This is a genomic window from Rhizobium etli 8C-3, assembly GCF_001908375.1.
Taxonomy (GTDB): domain Bacteria; phylum Pseudomonadota; class Alphaproteobacteria; order Rhizobiales; family Rhizobiaceae; genus Rhizobium; species Rhizobium etli_B.
In genome coordinates, this window is sequence record NZ_CP017241.1 from 65,001 (window position 1) to 81,689 (window position 16,689).

The 16,689-nt window shown below is 60.6% G+C and carries 12 protein-coding genes, 1 tRNA gene, 2 rRNA genes, 6 pseudogenes and 1 other annotated feature (1 of these 22 cut by a window edge); of the genes and pseudogenes, 10 read left to right on the forward strand and 11 right to left on the reverse strand.

Annotated features, from left to right (window positions below):
- From AM571_RS00305 to AM571_RS00315, 3 genes are all read left to right on the forward strand, one after another.
- A 23S ribosomal RNA gene (locus AM571_RS00305) occupies positions 1-1,225 on the forward strand; it begins 1,729 nt to the left of the window's first position.
- Positions 1,226-1,351: 126 nt separating this feature from the next.
- A 5S ribosomal RNA gene (gene rrf, locus AM571_RS00310) occupies positions 1,352-1,466 on the forward strand.
- 85 nt (positions 1,467-1,551) lie between these two features.
- Positions 1,552-1,628: transfer RNA gene (locus tag AM571_RS00315), tRNA-Met, on the forward strand.
- Positions 1,629-1,765: 137 nt separating this feature from the next.
- Here AM571_RS00315 and AM571_RS00320 read toward each other — a convergent pair.
- Positions 1,766-1,999: pseudogene (locus AM571_RS00320) on the reverse strand (transposase domain-containing protein); the annotation flags it as partial.
- A 306-nt stretch (positions 2,000-2,305) separates the two neighbouring features.
- Between AM571_RS00320 and AM571_RS00325 the strand changes: the two are divergent.
- Both AM571_RS00325 and AM571_RS38310 read left to right on the forward strand, forming a co-directional pair.
- Positions 2,306-2,485: a hypothetical protein gene (locus AM571_RS00325; RefSeq protein WP_051679588.1), complete on the forward strand. Its 180-nt coding sequence runs from the start codon at positions 2,306-2,308 to the stop codon at positions 2,483-2,485.
- Positions 2,472-4,538, forward strand: a complete 2,067-nt coding sequence (locus AM571_RS38310; RefSeq protein WP_113514720.1) for a recombinase family protein — start codon at positions 2,472-2,474, stop codon at positions 4,536-4,538. The genes AM571_RS00325 and AM571_RS38310 overlap by 14 nt, the downstream gene beginning before the upstream one ends.
- Before the next feature lie 27 nt (positions 4,539-4,565).
- Here AM571_RS38310 and tnpC (AM571_RS00335) read toward each other — a convergent pair.
- The 4 genes and pseudogenes from tnpC (AM571_RS00335) to AM571_RS00350 all read right to left on the reverse strand — a co-directional run.
- Positions 4,566-5,981, reverse strand: a pseudogene (tnpC, locus tag AM571_RS00335) (IS66 family transposase); the annotation flags it as partial.
- Between the two features lie 45 nt (positions 5,982-6,026).
- Positions 6,027-6,353 carry an IS66 family insertion sequence element accessory protein TnpB gene (gene tnpB, locus AM571_RS00340; protein WP_420493360.1) on the reverse strand — a complete coding sequence of 109 codons (327 nt, stop codon included), beginning with the start codon at positions 6,351-6,353 and terminating at the stop codon, positions 6,027-6,029.
- A 17-nt stretch (positions 6,354-6,370) separates the two neighbouring features.
- Positions 6,371-6,760: an IS66-like element accessory protein TnpA gene (gene tnpA / locus AM571_RS00345; RefSeq protein WP_074059688.1), complete on the reverse strand. Its 390-nt coding sequence runs from the start codon at positions 6,758-6,760 to the stop codon at positions 6,371-6,373.
- Between the two features lie 84 nt (positions 6,761-6,844).
- Positions 6,845-7,226, reverse strand: a pseudogene (locus AM571_RS00350) (IS3 family transposase); the annotation flags it as partial.
- Positions 7,094-7,209: a sequence feature (AL1L pseudoknot), on the reverse strand. Its footprint overlaps the pseudogene before it by 116 nt.
- A gap of 99 nt (positions 7,227-7,325) precedes the next feature.
- Here AM571_RS00350 and AM571_RS35575 point away from each other — a divergent pair.
- The 3 genes and pseudogenes from AM571_RS35575 to tnpC (AM571_RS00365) all read left to right on the forward strand — a co-directional run bounded on the left by AM571_RS35575 (position 7,326) and on the right by tnpC (AM571_RS00365) (position 9,724).
- Positions 7,326-7,721, forward strand: a complete 396-nt coding sequence (locus tag AM571_RS35575; protein ID WP_237358497.1) for a transposase — start codon at positions 7,326-7,328, stop codon at positions 7,719-7,721.
- Positions 7,718-8,071: an IS66 family insertion sequence element accessory protein TnpB gene (tnpB, locus tag AM571_RS00360; RefSeq protein ID WP_074059689.1), complete on the forward strand. Its 354-nt coding sequence runs from the start codon at positions 7,718-7,720 to the stop codon at positions 8,069-8,071. The genes AM571_RS35575 and tnpB (AM571_RS00360) overlap by 4 nt, the downstream gene beginning before the upstream one ends.
- A 68-nt stretch (positions 8,072-8,139) precedes the next feature.
- Positions 8,140-9,724, forward strand: a pseudogene (gene tnpC, locus AM571_RS00365) (IS66 family transposase).
- Positions 9,725-9,730: 6 nt separating this feature from the next.
- Here the strand turns inward: tnpC (AM571_RS00365) and AM571_RS35580 are convergent.
- A pseudogene (locus tag AM571_RS35580) lies at positions 9,731-10,009 on the reverse strand (transposase); the annotation flags it as partial.
- Between the two features lie 64 nt (positions 10,010-10,073).
- Here AM571_RS35580 and AM571_RS37175 point away from each other — a divergent pair.
- Positions 10,074-10,377, forward strand: a pseudogene (locus tag AM571_RS37175) (DNA-binding response regulator); the annotation flags it as partial.
- 193 nt (positions 10,378-10,570) lie between these two features.
- On the forward strand, positions 10,571-10,945 hold the full coding sequence (locus AM571_RS00375; RefSeq protein ID WP_074059690.1) for a cupin domain-containing protein: 375 nt from the start codon (positions 10,571-10,573) through the stop codon (positions 10,943-10,945).
- A 161-nt stretch (positions 10,946-11,106) separates the two neighbouring features.
- On the opposite strand, the gene AM571_RS00380 is transcribed toward AM571_RS00375, so the two are convergent.
- Genes AM571_RS00380 through AM571_RS00400 form a run of 5 tightly spaced genes read right to left on the reverse strand, consistent with a single transcriptional unit; the run spans position 11,107 to position 16,666 of the window.
- Positions 11,107-12,099, reverse strand: coding sequence for an ABC transporter ATP-binding protein (locus tag AM571_RS00380; RefSeq protein ID WP_074059691.1), 993 nt, complete (start codon positions 12,097-12,099; stop codon positions 11,107-11,109).
- Positions 12,100-12,103: 4 nt separating this feature from the next.
- A complete protein-coding gene (locus AM571_RS00385) occupies positions 12,104-13,072 on the reverse strand; it encodes an ABC transporter ATP-binding protein (protein WP_074059692.1) in 969 nt (322 codons plus the stop codon).
- Between the two features lie 11 nt (positions 13,073-13,083).
- Entirely contained in the window at positions 13,084-14,289 is a 1,206-nt protein-coding gene (locus AM571_RS00390; protein WP_074059693.1) for an ABC transporter permease, read from the reverse strand.
- Positions 14,286-15,266, reverse strand: a complete 981-nt coding sequence (locus AM571_RS00395) for an ABC transporter permease (RefSeq protein WP_074059694.1) — start codon at positions 15,264-15,266, stop codon at positions 14,286-14,288. Before AM571_RS00395 ends, AM571_RS00390 begins: the two co-directional genes overlap by 4 nt.
- Positions 15,266-16,666 carry a class-II fumarase/aspartase family protein gene (locus AM571_RS00400; RefSeq protein WP_074059695.1) on the reverse strand — a complete coding sequence of 467 codons (1,401 nt, stop codon included), beginning with the start codon at positions 16,664-16,666 and terminating at the stop codon, positions 15,266-15,268. Before AM571_RS00400 ends, AM571_RS00395 begins: the two co-directional genes overlap by 1 nt.
- Between the last annotated feature and the right edge of the window lie 23 nt (positions 16,667-16,689).

The following is a 16,689-nucleotide window of genomic DNA, read 5'->3' on the forward strand; positions in this document are numbered from 1 at the left end:
CCAAGGCGCTTGAGAGAACTATGTTGAAGGAACTCGGCAAATTGCACGCGTAACTTCGGAAGAAGCGTGACCCCATTTTGGGCAACCAAGGTGGGGTGGCACAGACCAGGGGGTAGCGACTGTTTATCAAAAACACAGGGCTCTGCGAAGTAGCAATACGACGTATAGGGTCTGACGCCTGCCCGGTGCTGGAAGGTTAAAGGGAGAGGTGCAAGCTTTGAACTGAAGCCCCAGTAAACGGCGGCCGTAACTATAACGGTCCTAAGGTAGCGAAATTCCTTGTCGGGTAAGTTCCGACCTGCACGAATGGCGTAACGACTTCCCCGCTGTCTCCAACATAGACTCAGTGAAATTGAATTCCCCGTGAAGATGCGGGGTTCCTGCGGTCAGACGGAAAGACCCCGTGCACCTTTACTATAGCTTTACACTGGCATTCGTGTCGGCATGTGTAGGATAGGTGGTAGGCTTTGAAGCGGGGACGCCAGTTTCCGTGGAGCCATCCTTGAAATACCACCCTTATCGACATGGATGTCTAACCGCGGTCCGTTATCCGGATCCGGGACAGTGTATGGTGGGTAGTTTGACTGGGGCGGTCGCCTCCGAAAGAGTAACGGAGGCGCGCGATGGTGGGCTCAGACCGGTCGGAAATCGGTCGTCGAGTGCAATGGCATAAGCCCGCCTGACTGCGAGACTGACAAGTCGAGCAGAGACGAAAGTCGGTCATAGTGATCCGGTGGTCCCGCGTGGAAGGGCCATCGCTCAACGGATAAAAGGTACGCCGGGGATAACAGGCTGATGACCCCCAAGAGTCCATATCGACGGGGTTGTTTGGCACCTCGATGTCGGCTCATCGCATCCTGGGGCTGGAGCAGGTCCCAAGGGTTTGGCTGTTCGCCAATTAAAGCGGTACGTGAGCTGGGTTCAGAACGTCGTGAGACAGTTCGGTCCCTATCTGCCGTGGGTGTAGGAATATTGACAGGATCTGTCCCTAGTACGAGAGGACCGGGATGGACATATCTCTGGTGGACCTGTTGTCCTGCCAAGGGCATAGCAGGGTAGCTACATATGGAAGGGATAACCGCTGAAGGCATCTAAGCGGGAAACCCACCTGAAAACGAGTGTTCCCTATCAGAGCCGTGGAAGACGACCACGTTGATAGGCCGGGTGTGGAAGTGCAGCAATGCATGAAGCTTACCGGTACTAATAGCTCGATCGGCTTGATCGTTCTCATTGACAATGCTCATCAATATGAGCCAGGACGTGTTCAAAACCAGCAAACCGGTACCAGAAGCATAAAGCTTCTCTCCAGTTCGCTCCAAATCCAGCTTCTCAATTCGTTGCGCTTCGCTGACCTGGTGGTTATGGCGGGGTGGCTGCACCCGTTCCCTTTCCGAACACGGCCGTGAAACGCCCCAGCGCCCATGGTACTTCGTCTCAAGACGCGGGAGAGTCGGTCGCCGCCAGGTCTGCTAAACGCAACATTCTAAATCTTCTCAACACAATCGGCCAAAACACCGGCCCAATAACGCGGTCCCTTCCGATCAAAAATAACGCGGGGTGGAGCAGCCCGGTAGCTCGTCAGGCTCATAACCTGAAGGCCGCAGGTTCAAATCCTGCCCCCGCAACCAAACTTTCCAGCTACTTAGCTTTGCAAAGGCGTCCTCCGGGACGCTTTTCTGCGTTCTGGGCTACGTTTTGGGCAACGCCCAAGGATTCTCGGAGCCGTCTTGTCGGCGAACGGTAAGCATGCGGTGAAGGCCGCAGATCAGGCAGCTTCGTGGGCTTGTGCGGTGGGCGAGCTCCAATTCCATGGAAGCAATTCTTCAAGCCTCGTGACCGGCATATCCGCAATGTGAGACAAGACATCAGCCAGCCAGGCCTGAGGATCGATGTCGTTGAGCTTTGCCGTCATGATCAGCGTCGCCATGAAGGCAGCACGATCTGCACCGCGATCGGAACCAGCAAAGAGCCACGATTTTCTTCCGAGAGCCATTGCCCGTTCATTCTGCCCATGTCGGTCAGGAATTGGAAGTTTATTATCGTTGGCATCCGTATTTTGGCCGCAAGGTCAACGTCCGGCGGGTAGAGCATCGAGCAACGGGCCAATTTCTCAAGGTGTTAGGTCCGTCAGGTGCCGTCGTTTCGATGGCTGCCTGGATGCTTGATCCGGTCGTTTGCGCCGGCATGACCTCGGGTGCGCCACAGGTCGATCTGCTGGCATTGTCCGAATTGAAGAGGCTGGTCACGGTCGTCGCTGCTCCGCCACACTCCAGACGCGATGATGGATTCGCACGGGAGAAAGTCGATGAAGCAGCACGCCGCGCCCGCGTTGAACTCGGGCAGACAGATGAACCTGATATTCGAACCCAGCCGGATAGACGGGATGAACGAAACGGAACGGATGAAAGTCGTTCTGACGCTTGCCCGGATTCTGATGCAGGCCGCTGGCATCAGCATAGAGGAGCTTGCCGATGACAAGCGCTGATCTCCCGGCGACCGTGCTTCAGCGCAAGGCGGTCGTATATGTACGCCAGTCCTCGCAATCCCAGGTCATGACCAATCTGGAAAGCCAGCGGCGCCAATATGATCTGGTCGACATCGCACGTAGCTACGGCTTTGTCGACATCGAGGTTATCGATGACGATCTCGGGCGATCGGCGAGTGGAACGGTAGCGCGGCCCGGCTTCGACCGTCTGGTCGCCTGGCTCTGCGCTGGCAAGGTCGGGGCTGTCCTGTGCTTCGATGCGTCGCGGCTCGCGCGCAACGGGCGCGACTGGCATCATTTGCTCGAACTGTGCGGACTTGTCGAAGCCCGTGTTATCGATCATGACGGGGTGTACAACGCTTGCCACCCCAACGATCGCCTACTCCTTGGCATGAAAGGCAGTATCAGCGAGTTCGAGTTGGGTGTGCTGCGGGCAAGGATGCTCGATGCCGCAAGGTCGAAGGCGCACCGCGGCGAACTGCGCTTGTCGGTTCCATTCGGCTATGTATGGCATCGCGAGGCAGGCCTGGGGCTTGATCCCGATATTCGTCTGCAAGAAGTGATCCGGCTTATCTACGCCCGCTTTCGCGAGCTCGGCAGCGCCCGTCAGGTGTTGTTGTCGATGCAGGCGGAGCAGATCCACTTCCCGCGGCCTGCCGACGAAGGCCGCATGACGAACTGCATCTGGCAGCCGATCCGCTACCGCAATGTGATCAGCGTTCTCAAAAATCCATTCTATGCAGGCGTTTATGTATATGGCAAAAGTGAGAAGCGCACCTCGATTGTTGAGGGGCGAGCGCGGCGGACCTACGGACATTACAAGCCGGCGGGCACTTGGGAGGTGATGATCAAGGATCATCACGAGGGTTACATCGGCTGGGATGAGTTTGAGCGCAATCAGAAGCAGTTGGCGCTCAACGCCTATGGTCGCCAGGATGGCGCAAAATCAGGCCGCGGGGGCAAGGCGCTCTTATCAAGCCTTCTGACGTGCGCCCGTTGCGGCCAACGTCTCAGTGTTTGCTATAGGGGCGGTCCGATCAGCCAGCCGGTCTACCGCTGTGATAGAGGTAACCTGGCTGGGCAGCCTCGTTGTATGACCTTCGGTGCTCCGAAGATCGACACGGCGGTGGCACGGGAGCTGTTGCGAGCGGTAGAACCCTTGGCGATCGAAGCTGCGATCGAGGCGGAGCGAATGCATCAGGAACGACAGGAAGATCGGCGCCAGATCCTCGACCTGGAACTTCAGCAGGCCCGCTACGAGGCTGGCCTTGCCGAACGGCGCTATGCTGCATGTGATCCCGACAACCGCCTGATTGCCGCTCAGTTGGAGAAGAACTGGGAGGCGGCATTGCGCCGCGTACGCGATCTGGAGATGCGCAAACCCGCGCACGACCCAACGACGATCGTCGTTGATCCCAATGCCTTTTCCAACCTCGCAGAGAACCTGTCGGCAGCCTGGAATGCTCCCGATGTAACCATGCGCGCACGCCAGCAGCTTCTCCGAACGTTGATCGCGGACATTATCGTCGATGTTGACGATGCTGTCCGTGACGTTGTCCTCACCATTCATTGGAAAGGTGGTCAGCATTCGGAGTTGCGTGTTCGTAAGCCACAGTCTGGCGAACACGGCAGCGCGACAGCCGAAGATGCACTGGAAGTCATACGCGGCATGGCTGGCCGCTGGTCAGACGAGCATATCGCCGCCACACTCAACCGAATGGGCTTTCCCACCGGCCAGGGAAAGACATGGACAGCCCATCGGGTCCGTTCTGTTCGTTACGTGCGTGGCATCGATGCCTACCGTTCAGCCGATAAAAATGGCGAATGGCTCACGCAAGCAGAGGTCGCCAAAGCGTTGGGCGTCTCAAGCTATCTGGTACGACGCCTTGTTTCCACAGGCGTTCTTCCTGCGGTCCAGGTTGTTCCGCGAGCGCCCTATCAAATCCGGGCCGCCGATTTGACGTCCGAGCCGGTCAAAGCGGCGATTGCCCGGAAAGGTCGCCCGTTGCGCGATGTGGACGCGGACACGCTTCCAATGTTTACATACACTTAACGAAGGGGTGCATAATGAAACACGTCTCGCGAAGCCGCGCAGGGCTCGTTCAGCCGCATTATTGGTCAGGCAAATCCTGCCGTCGCTGAGGAAGGATGTGAAGCCGTCCCAGCGCTTGAGCATGTAATCGATCGGCTCGGTGACAGGTGAGCTGCGCGATAGTTTTGCCCGCTCGACTCGCAGCCAAGCCTCAAGCTCGTCGATGAGGGGGCGGCTGTCCTTGTGACGTCGCTGCGAGCGTTCGTTGACGGAAAGTCCGTTGATGTCGCGCTCGATATCAAACAGTGCATCGATCCGCCTCACAGCCTCAAGCGCCACTGGCGAGATCGGCGTCGCATTTTTTCCGCGCTTGGCGTTCGTGGCAATGTCAGCCAGCACGAAGAACTTGCGGCGCGAGTGAGCCCAGCAAAGCGCCTGCGTCAATGGACCGGAAGCACGCTCCGACTTGAAGAGCGGGTTGTAGCCGCCATAGGCATCCGCTTGCAGAATGCCGGTGAAGGTCTTGAGATGACGCTCGGGATGTTCCTGCCGGCGATCTCGCGACGCATAGTAGAGGGCGGCCGGCGGCGACGTTCCGCCGAATGGCCGGTCATCTCTGACGTAGGTCCATATGCGTCCGGTATCAGTCTTGCCTTTTGCCAGGATCGGCACCGTGGTGTCGTCACCATGCAGCCGCTCGGCGGAAAGTACGTGCGCTTCGATCAATCGGTGCAAGGGCTTCAAGATCGCGGCGCAGGCACCGACCTGGTCGGCGAGTGTCGAAAGGCTGAGGTCGATGCCTTCTCGGGCATAACGTTCGCTCTGCCGGTTTAGCGGCTGATGCTGTCCGAACTTCTCAAACAGTATCATCGCCAAGAGGTTTGGTCCGGCAAAGCCGCGCGGCGTCACGTGGAAAGGAGCCGGCGGCTGGGCAATCTTCTCGCATTCGCGGCAAGAGAATTTCTCCCGCACGGTTTGGATGACCTTCCACTGGCGTGGGATCACTTCCAGTGTCTCGGTGATGTCCTCACCCAGGTTTGACAATTTGGCCGAGCCGCAGCAGGGGCAGCTTTGAGGAGCGGCAATCACAACGCGCTCGCGCGGCAGATGCTCAGGAAACGGTTTGCGCGATGGACGCTTGCGCTCGAAGGTTTTGACTGTCGATGATCGTGCCGCAATCTCCGCGGCCAGTTCGTCCTGGCTAGCGTCGGCTTCCAGTTCCTCGAGCTGCAATTCCATCTGTTCGAGAAGGCGGGCCTTTCGCTCCGAGCGGCTGCCATGGATGTCGCGCTTGAGCTTCTCAATCTCCAGCCTCAATCTGGCAATGAGCGCATCGGAATGAGAGTTCACTGCCTGGGCTCGGGCAGCAACGGCCTCGGCTTCACGACGGGCGGCACGCTCGGCGAGGATCATCGCATGAGCGCTGGCAAGGTCGTCGGGAAGCTGATCGGCCGCATCGGTCATGACGAGAGGGAATCATATTCGTGCCCGCCTTTCCAGCCATTTCCGCTACCCAGCCGAGCTTGGACGCCAGGTTTTTTGCGGCATTCGCCAATCGATCCCTTCGAGTAGATAGCCAAGTTGCGCAGGCGTGATCACCACAGTGCCGTCGGCCGCTGACGGCCATATGAAGCGGCCGCGCTCCAGCTTCTTCGTGAACAGGCAGGCACCTTGGCCGTCGTGCCAGATCACCTTGATGAGCCCGCCCCGACGCCCGCGGAAGCAGAACAGGTGGCCTCTATGCGGATCCCCCTTTAGCGTCTCCTGCACCATCAACGACAAACCAGGGAAGCCTTTTCGCATATCTGTGTGTCCGGTCGCCAGCCAGACCTTCACGCCGCTTGGAACCGGGATCATCGCCGGTCTACGATATCGACGATCCGAGCGAGCGCTTCAGTATCAACATCGCTCTCCACACGAATGCGCCGCCCCCGACTAAGCTCAATTGTCACAACGCTTATCTTCTTGCGCGATCGAGGTGGCAGTGTTGTCTCCACCGGATCAGGCGCAGGCAAGGCCGCGACTTCTACGGGAATAAACTGCCGCGCTGGCGGCGGTGAGGCCTGGCAGAGTTCTTTGCGCCACCGGAACAACTGACCCGCATGGATGCCTGCCGACCGGGCAATCTCGGATACGCTGGCATTCGGCTCGAGGCAGGCCGCAACCAGCCGCTCCTTTTCTGCGCGAGACCAGCGACGACGGCGCTCCACAGACGTGATCACTTCGATTTGCTGCATTGTCATAGGACTATCCCTAGTGCTTGCACTAGGACATCCAACGTTCCGCCTCACATCACAAGACGGCCCTCACCGTGGGGATACGGCGAACGTCGTGCGGATCGGTTTGCCTCGGATGACACCCCGAAGGCTCATCGACCTCATAAGCCGAGCGACCGTACAGCGGGCTATATCGAAGCCTTCACGCTTCAATTGCCGCCAGACCTTGCGAACGCCATAGACGCGGAAGTTCGCCTCGAATACGCGGCGCATCTCGACCTTCATCGCCATGTCGTTGCGAGCGCGAGCCGACACGCGATCCATGTCCATGCGTTTGGCGAGGGTCTCGTAATAGGTGGACGTGGCAATCGGCAGCAGTTTGCAGATCGGCTCGACCCCGGGCACCGAACGGTGTTCATCGATGAAGGAGATCATCGCTTCAGTGGGCGTCGGGCTCCGCCTGGGCGAAATATGCAGACGCTTTGCGCAGTATCGTAAGCGCTTACCTGATCCCCTTCTATTCGGAATAGGCTGAAGATGTCAGAAGATCCTCTGTTTGTTTGGAGGTGACTGGATGTCGAGAGACAGCAAAATGGACGTCCATTTGGACGTCTCGAACGCTGGTTATGTCGGACGGATGGACGTGATCGAGGGGCCGACCGGCCGTCGCCGACGTACGGATGCAGAGAAGATGAGGATTGCGGCGGAGAGCTTGGTTGCGGGTGCACGTGTTTCGGAAGTTGCCCGTCGCTATGGCGTAACCCGCTGGCAGATTTATGATTGGCGCAAGCACCTGCAGGATGGCCGTCTTGCGGTGGATGGGCGTTCAACCTCGGCGCCTGCCTTTGCGACATTGATGGTTGATGAACCTCCTACAGGCAGGGTTATTGTTGATGTCGTTGTCGGAGACGTCATTGTCCGCGCTGGTCGAGACGCTGAGGAAGCTCATCTGGCACGCGTCATCCGGGCCGCGCGGATGGCACGATGATTGCGGGCGGAGATGCTCTTCGGGTTTACGTGGCGACGCGGCCGATCGACTTTCGTAAGGGGCACGATGGTTTGGCAGCGCTGGTGCAACCAATATTCGGACTGGATCCTTTCAGTGGCGCAGCGTTTATATTCCGCTCGAAGCGGGCCGACAGGCTCAAGATCCTGGTCTGGGATAAGACCGGTCTGGTGCTGATCCATAAGCGGTTGGAGGGGACCAAATTCGTCTGGCCACAGGTCCGTGACGGCGTGATGCGGATGTCGCCGGTTCAGTTCGCAGCCCTGTTCGAGGGGCTCGATTGGCGGCTCGTACGGTCCGAGCGACAGCGACGTCCGCAGCTAGCCGGATAAGTGCGGCGGATTGAATCAGCACCGTGTTCGATGTGGTAAGCCATTCGAAAATATGATTAAAATTGCGCATGAGCCAAGCGTCACTGTCCGAAGAAAACGCTGCCTTGAAGGCGCTTTTAGCGCAGACGCAGGCTGCTCTTGTCGAGCATCAGGTGGCGTTGGCCCAGTCAGAGGAAGCACGGCGGCGACTGGAAGCCATCGTCAGCGATCTGCGGCGCGACAAGTTCGGCGCGAAATCGGAAAAGCTGAGCCCGGAGCAGTTCAATCTACCTCTTGAAGATATCGAGATCGCGCAAGGCATTCTCGATGCCGCCCAGGAAAGGGCCGAAGCCGTCATTAAGGGCAAACGGCAAGAGCCAAACGGGCCGCGCCGCAATCGCGGCCATTTGCCAGCGCATCTGCCGCGCGTGGAGCAGGTCATCGAGCCCGAGAGTACGATGTGCCCCTGCGGCTGCGGACAGATGGCCAGGATCGGCGAAGATACCTCCGAACGCCTCGACAGGGTTCCCGCCCAATTGCGCGTCCTGGTGACGCGACGGCCGAAATATGCTTGCCGGCGCTGTTCGGGCGCAGTTGTCCAGGCGCATGCGCCCGAACGTGTCGTTCCAAGCGGTCTTCCCACCGAGGCGTTGATTGCCCAGATCATCGTCGCAAAGTTTGGCGACCATCTGCCCTTTTATCGGCAGGCCGAAATCTTCAAGCGTCAGGGCATCCTCATCGACCGGGCAAGCCTTGGGAATTGGGCCGGCCGCGGTTGCTTCCACCTCCAGCCGATCGGCGAGCACATGGGCAACCATCTGGCCTCGGCCGATCGCTTGTTCATGGATGAGACGACCGCGCCTGTTCTCGATCCCGGACGACGACAGACGAAGAAGGGATACTTTTGGGCGATCGCCTCCGATGATCGCGGCCATGGCGGTGCGGATCCACCTATCGTCCTGTTCAAATATGCCCCTGGGCGAAGCGGCAGTTTCGCGGAAGAGTTCCTGACCGGCTTTCGTGGGCGTCTGCTGCAATGCGACGGATATGACGGTTACGATCGGCTCACCCATATCCAGCGGCCTGAGGGTCCGTGGGTGCTCGTGCATTGCTGGAGCCATTTGCGTCGGCGCTTCGTCAAGCAGATGCGCAATACGAAATCGCCAATTGCCGAAACCGCCGTCCGCCAGATTGCAGCACTCTACGCTGTCGAAGCGACCGTCCGGGGCGCTCCGCCGGAGATCAGGCTTGCCACGCGCCGGCAACAGTCAGCGCCGATCATCGAAGCGCTCAAGCCCTGGTTCGAAAAGCAATTATCGATGATCTCTTCAGGCTCCCAGCTTGCCGTCGACATCCGCTATGCACTCAGCCACTGGGATGGCCTAACCAGCTTCCTTGACGACGGCCGTCTCGAGCTGGACACCAACCCAGTCGAAAACGCGATCAGACCTGTGGCTCTGACGAGAAAAAAATGCGCTATTTGCGGGTCACGAAGTCGGCGCGGAAAACTGGGCTCTTCTGGCTTCCATCGTCGCCACCTGCAAGCTCAACGACGTTGACCCCGTCGCCTATATCGACGAAACCCTGACAGCCATCATCAACGGTCATCCCAAGAGCCGCATTGAAGAACTCATGCCCTGGCAATTCCGCAAGATATCAAGCCAAATTCTATAGGGTCGCGGCGGAGCGCTTACGCAGTATCTCGTTGGTCTGACAAAGCTCGCAGTTCTCAAGAGCCTTCATCTTCTCGGTCACTTCGCTTGGGAGCCCAAGCCGGGAACCATCGTCCACTTCGGCCTTCTTCACCTATTCATTGAGCGTCTGCGCCGTGCAGCCGATCTTGGCAGCGATCGAGCAAACCGTTGCCCATCGCGAGGAATATTCGCCTTGGTGATCCAAAACCATCCGAACTGCTCGGGCGCGGACTTCTGGTGAAAATTTGTTTGTTGTCTTGCTCATATCGGCTCCACTTTCTCAGGAGTTGGAGCCTCCGGCAAAACCCGGCGCGGTTCAGACCGTGGGGGAGGTGCGGGGCATTCAGCAGAAGAACCTGGGCAATGGGCATGGCCTCAGCGACGCGGAATACGAGATTCTCGTGGATGTGGCCCTCGGCCTGACGGACAAGGCGATCGCCCAGCGCAAAAAGCTGTCCCTGCGCAGCGTCCAGAACCGTCTGCAGCAGCTTTATGAAAAACTGGATATCTATGAAATTCCCGGGTGACGGACCGGCAGGCAGGTACAATCTGCGCATGCGGGCGGTGGCGGTCGCCCTGCTGCGCAAGGTGCTGAACGCCAGCGCGCTCGAAAGGGCGGAGCGCGAATTGCGAAATTCCGACCGGAGCGCCGCTTCGTCGCGGGGGCATCCAGTCAACTCAGACAGTCTGACTGCTATTACCCGGAGGCTTCGGTTTCGCCGCCATTTGCACAATCGTTCAATATCTGCGGACCAAAACATGGAATGAACACGGTTGTTCACTCCAAGGAGATGCAAGTGGTAGCGGTCGTGAATTTTGAACAGAGCTGCAAGGGGTTACCGAGCATTGGTCGCCCAGGGTCGTTGCGCAAGTAAACGATCAATATGTCAAGGTTGCAAAGGTTCTTGGGCAGATCGCCTGGCATAAGCATGACAACGAGGACGAACTGTTCCTCGTCATTAGTGGTCAGCTCAAAATTGAGTTCGAAGGGGGCAAGGAGACGGTCCTCAATCCCGGTGAGATGTGTGTTGTTCCGCGCGGTGTGCTCCACAATCCGATGGCCGAGGAGGAATGTTCGATTGTGTTGATCGAAACAGTCACGACCAAGCACACCGGAGATATCGAAACCCCGTTGACGAAGTCGATCGAAAGCCAGATCAGCGGCCGAACCGGCGCCTCGACCCTACCCGAACGGCATTGAAGTCAGTATCCGGGCCGACCGGCCGATGCCGTCAATATGAGGAGAGCGTCGATCGAATGCTGCCGACACGACGGTCGGCTTTCGTTCGGACTCAAGCAATGGCGATCCCTTCATCCGAAGGATTCGGTTTGGTTTCCCGAACAGGAGCACCTCGTACGTGACTATCGGGCCTCGGCATTCAGGCATGCATGGGCGTGCGCCGGCGTGATCTCGCGCAGCTCCGGCCGCGTCCGGCTGCAATGTTCCGTTGCGATTGGACAGCGGGGATGGAAATAGCATCCCGGGGGCGGGTTGAGCGGCGAGGGTATCTCGCCTTTGATCGGCATGAACGTACGTCGCCGCAGCGAAATCTTGGGCATGCCGTCGAGCAGCATGCGCGTATAAGGATGCGTCGGGGCCGCGAAGAGCTGTTCGGTCTCGCCAAGCTCGACGACGCGGCCGAGATACATGACCGCGACGCGGTCGCAGAGATGGCGGATGACGCCGAGGTCGTGGCTGATGAAGATCATCGCCAGGCCGCTGTCGCGCTTGATGTCCATCAGCAGGTTGATGATCTGCGCCTGCACGGAGACGTCGAGGGCGGCCACCGCCTCGTCGCAGATCAGCATCTGCGGCTTGACGGCGAGCGCCCGGGCAATGCCGACGCGCTGGCGCTGGCCACCGGAAAACTGATGCGGATAGCGGTTGATGCTGTCGGCCGGCAGGCCGACGCGTCCGAGGATGCGGGTCACGTAGTCGCGCATTCCGGAGCGCGGCACCAGCCCGTGGAGCACCGCGGCCTCGCCGACGATATCGTCCACCCGCAGGCGCGGATTGAGCGAGGAGAGCGGGTCCTGGAAGACCATCTGGATCTTCAGCGCGTCGCGTTTGCGGGCGAGGAAGCTCTCATAGGGTTCGCCGCGGAAGCGCCGTTCGCCGGAGGAGACCGGCAAGATACCGGCGATCATGCGCGCCAGCGTCGATTTCCCGCAGCCGGATTCGCCGACGACGCCGAGCGTCTCGCCGGCCTTCAGCGACAGCGAGACATTATCGACGGCGCGGAGTATGGCGGGCGGATGGGTGTTGGTGAACCTGCCCGTCAGCTTCTGCAGGGCGCTTCGACCCGCCGTGAAGCTGCGTGACAGGTTCTTCGCTTCGAAAATGGTCTCGTTCACGCCTTTAGTCCTCGAATGGGTGGTAGCACCATATGCTATGCGTGGCGGATGCCGCGGTTGCCGGCACCGGCTCGTCGCAGACCGCGGTCGCCCGCTCGCAGCGGCTCGCGAAGGGACAGCCCTTCCCGAGTGCAAGCAGCGAGGGCATGTTGCCGGGGATCTGCTTCAGCTTCTCGCCCGGAACGTTGCGCGAGGGCACGGAATCGAGAAGTTTGCGCGTATAGGGATGGCGGGCGCCTCCGATGATCTCCTCGGTCGTGCCGATTTCCATCATTGCCCCGGCATACATGACCATGATCCGGTCGGCGAGCTCGGAAAGCGTCGAAAGATCATGGGTGATCCAGATCATGCCGAGGCCGCGTTCGTCGATCTGCCGGCGGATATGATAGATGATCTGCGCCTGGATGGTGACGTCGAGCGCCGTCGTCGGCTCGTCGGCGATAATCATGTCAGGGTTCATCAAGAGCGCGGTGGCGATGACGACGCGCTGGCGCATCCCGCCGGACATCTCATGCGGATAGGCGTTCAGCCGCTCCTCGGGCGAGGGGATGCCGACGGCCTTCAGCGCGTTGACGCAGCGGTCGTGCATCTCCGCGCGGGAGACGCTTTCGTGCTCGCAGATCGCCTCGTACATCTGGTCGCGCACTCGCATCAGGGGATCCAGCGTCATCAGCGGGTTCTGGAAGACCATGGCGATCCTGCGGCCGCGATAGGCGCGCATCGCGTCGAAGGAGAGCGCCGTCAGTTCCTCGCCATCGAGGGCGATCGAGCCGGAGACGATGCGGCCGGGCTCGTCGATCTGGCCCATGATCGACATGCCGGTCACCGACTTGCCCGAGCCGGATTCGCCGACGATGCCAAGCACCTCGCCGCGGCGAAGGTCGAAGGAAATGTCGCGCACCGACCTGATCACACCCTGGCGGGTGAAAAACCATGTATTGAGGCCGTTGACCTGAAAGAAGGGTTCCGCCATCTCCGGCTCCTCTAGCGGTCGAGCCGCGGGTTGTTGAGATCGCGTAGCCGGTCGCCGAGCAGGTTCATGGCGACGATCATCACCAGGAGAGCGACACCCGGATAGATGCTGATCCAGTACTTGTGCGAAAAGATGAACTCGTAGCCGCTGGCGATCAGCATGCCGAGCGAGGGACGGGTCAGCGGCAGGCCGACGCCGAGGAAGCTCAGCGACGATTCCAGCGAGATGGCGGCGGCGATGTTCAGCGTGAAGAGTACGATGATCTGCGGCATGCAGTTCGGCAGCACATGGCGCAGCATGATGCGGGTCGGCGAAAGACGCAGGCATCGCGCCGCCTCGACATATTCCTTGCCGAGCTCGCTCATGGCGAAGGAGCGCGCCGTGCGGGCATAGTAGGACCATTGCACGATAACGATGGCGAGCACCACCTTGCTGACGCCGTTGCCGAGGATGGCGAGGATCGCGAGGCCGACGAGGAGCGCCGGCAGGCCGAGCATGAAATCGACGGCCCGCATGATGATGGCGTCCGTCAACCCGCCCCGCCAGGCTGACAGCAGGCCGAGCCCGGTACCGACCACCAGGGCGGCACCGGCCGCCACGAGGCCGACAAAGACGCTGATGCGGATGCCGTAGAGGGTCGCCGAGAGCATGTCGCGGCCGAAGCTGTCGGTTCCCAGGTGGAAGACGAAGCCGGTTTCCTGGTCCGCCGACTTGGCGATGGCGACAAACGTGAAATTCGCCGGAAGCGTGCCGCTGAGGCGGACCTTGCCGTCCTTGGGATCGGTGACGGTCCACCAGGGCTGGACGATGTGCTTCTTGGCGCCCACGACAGTGACGCCGGCGGGCAGGTTGCGGATCTGCAGGCTGGCGAGCGGCGTTCCTACCGGTTCCACGCCGACATCGAGACAGTTCTCGCCGCAGGAGGCGGGGGCGATCGTCTGGCGGGCCTGCGCCGCGGCGGCGGGCTGGACCGAGGTCGTGGCGCCTTCGACGCGGACGGTGGCGCGGACTTCCTCGCCGGACAGCACGCTTTTCGAACCGGCGGGCTTCAGCGCGTTTGAAAGCTGCAGCTTGGTCAGGTCGTAGGGGTCGGTCGGCGAGATCAGCGGTGCAAAGAGCGCGCAGAACACGAAGGCGAGACAGACGAGAAGGCTGACGACGGCGGCGCGGCTTTCGGCGAAGCGGCCCGCGAAATCCCTGAAACCGATGGTGCTCATGTGCGTTGCCCCAGGACGGATTTGACGCGCGGATCGATCGCCATATGCAGGACGTCGACGATGAAGTTGATGGCGATGAAGAGCAGCGCCGTATAGGTGAGCTGCGCGACGATCAGCGGCCGGTCGAGAACCTTGATGGAGTTGATGAGAAGTTTGCCGAGCCCCGGCCAGGAGAAGACCGTTTCGGTGATGACGCCATAGGCCAGCAGGTTGCCAAGCTCGATGCCGGTGACGGTTATTAGCGGCACAAGCGCGTTGCGCAGGATATGGCCGACGATCACCTTGCGGGTGCGCACGCCCTTGGCATAGGCGAACTTGACGAAGTCGAGGCGGGAGATCTCCATCGTCGCGGCGCGGGTGACGCGCATCAGCAGCGACATCTTCAGGAGTGCCAGGCTGAACGCCGGCATGACGATGTGCGACCAGCCGTCGAGTGTCCAGAGACTACTGGTGATGCCGAGATGGGTGGCGACCTGGCCCCTGTCGCCGACCGGCAGGATCGGCAACGCGATGCCGAAGGCGACGATCAGCAGCATGCCCTGCCAGAAGGTCGGAATGCTGACGCCGATCAGCGAGAAGGCCATGACGCCGCGACCGACCGGCGATTGCGGCCGCAGCCCCGAATAAAGTCCGGCGGGCACGGAAACCGTGACGGCGATGAGGAAGGCGACCGCACCGAGCTCCAGGCTCGCCGGCAGGCGCTGCAGGATGATGCTGATCGCCGGCTCCTTGTAGACGAAGGAGGCGCCCCAGTCTCCTTGCACGGCGTTGCCCAGGAAGACTAGATATTGCTGCCAGAGCGGCTTGTCGAGGCCGAGCGCGGCGATCGCCGCCAGCCTGTCGGCCTCCGAGGCTTCCGAGGAGATCAGGATGTCGGCGGGATTGCCGATCATCCAGACCCCGACGAAGAGCACGATCGACAGGATGAGGACGACGATCACGCTTTGCAGCAGGCGTTGCAGCACGAAGGAGAGCATCAGCGGGCGGCCTTCAGATAGACGTTGATGTTGCGTTCTTCGGCTGTCGGGATCGCCTCCGTGATATCAGCGGCCAGCGATCCAAAATGCAGCGCGTATTCGGCGCAGATGCCGCCGATATTGCCCTGTTCGAGCCGGCTTTCGATATCGGACGCGAGGGCGGCGCCATCAGGCAGATGCGCGAGCTCTTGCAGGAACGGCGCCCTGCCGTCGGCGGCGGCGATCGCCGCGTCATGCACCAGTTCGTGTCCCTTGTGCTTGCCGAGCGTCCTGCCGAGCTGCATCATGACATACTCGCCGAAGATCGCACCATGCGACAGGTCGAGATTGGCCCGCATTCGCGTCATATCGACCCGCAGATCGCGCACCAGGAGTTCGGTTCGCACGAGGATTTCGGAAATGGCGCCGACGACCTCGACCAGTCCGTCCTCGAACATCTGGTTGGCGCTCCCGTCCGACTCGAAGGGCCGGTGCGCCGTCGCCATCAGCATTCCGGCGCAGGAATAGAGCCGGTTGCTGTTGGCGACGATGCCGTAGCAGAGGATCGGATTGATCTTCTGCGGCATGGTGGAGGAGCCGATGGTGCCGTCGATGCGGCCCTCGTGCAACTCGCCATATTCTTCCGAGGTGCTCTGATAGACCTCCTCGGCGATCTTGTGGCAGACGGAGGCCGTCAGGCTGAGCGCGTTGACATAATCGCACATATGCGTGCGGATCGCCCGTGAGGGGATAGCCATCTCGCCCATGCCGAGGAGGGCCGCGGCCCGTGACTGGACGGCGGGACCTTCCCGGCCGAGCGCCGAAAAGCAGCCGACGGCGCCGCCTGTCATGACGACGAAGGCCCGCTTTTCGGCTTCCTTCAGCCGCTCCGCCGCCTGCAGGAATTCCTCGATCCACACGGCGACCTTGAAGCCGAAGGTGATCGGCACGGCATGGCGGTAATGGGTGCGCCCCGCCATGACCGTATTGGCATGGTCGCGGGCATGACGGCCGAGATGACGCAGGATATCGGCAAGCAGTCCGTCAAGCACCGTCTGGGCGCGCTTGGCGACCAGCAGCAGGCCGGTCTGGATGACGTTCTGCGTGGTGATGCCCCAATGGACATAGCCGCCGTGCTCGGGCCCGCAGAGCCTCACGAGATCGTTGATGAGCGGCATCAGCGGGTGCCGGGTCGTGCGGTAGGCCTCTTCCAGCCGCCGCATGTCGAGACATTGGTAGCGGCAGTGATCGGCGATAACCTTGGCGGAGGCCGCCGGGATCATGCCGAGTTCGCCCTGGGCGAGCGCCACGGCCTTCTCGACATCGAGGAAGGCCTGGTAGAGCGCCGGCGCCGCGAAGGCTTCCCGCAATCCCCGATAGTCGTATTGCGACGCGAGCACGTCGTTGAATTCAGTACCCATCTGGCTTTCAACTTTTGTGAGGA

Coding starts and splice junctions, on each gene's coding strand:
- AM571_RS00325 (WP_051679588.1), top strand. CDS start 2,306: ATGAAGCAGCACGCCGCGCCCGCGTTGAACTCGGGCAGACAGATGAAC.
- AM571_RS38310 (WP_113514720.1), top strand. CDS start 2,472: ATGACAAGCGCTGATCTCCCGGCGACCGTGCTTCAGCGCAAGGCGGTC.
- tnpA (WP_074059688.1), bottom strand. CDS start 6,760: ATGACAATGCAGCAAATCGAAGTGATCACGTCTGTGGAGCGCCGTCGT.
- AM571_RS35575 (WP_237358497.1), top strand. CDS start 7,326: ATGGACGTCCATTTGGACGTCTCGAACGCTGGTTATGTCGGACGGATG.
- tnpB (WP_074059689.1), top strand. CDS start 7,718: ATGATTGCGGGCGGAGATGCTCTTCGGGTTTACGTGGCGACGCGGCCG.
- AM571_RS00385 (WP_074059692.1), bottom strand. CDS start 13,072: ATGGCGGAACCCTTCTTTCAGGTCAACGGCCTCAATACATGGTTTTTC.
- AM571_RS00390 (WP_074059693.1), bottom strand. CDS start 14,289: ATGAGCACCATCGGTTTCAGGGATTTCGCGGGCCGCTTCGCCGAAAGC.
- AM571_RS00395 (WP_074059694.1), bottom strand. CDS start 15,266: ATGCTCTCCTTCGTGCTGCAACGCCTGCTGCAAAGCGTGATCGTCGTC.
- AM571_RS00400 (WP_074059695.1), bottom strand. CDS start 16,666: ATGGGTACTGAATTCAACGACGTGCTCGCGTCGCAATACGACTATCGG.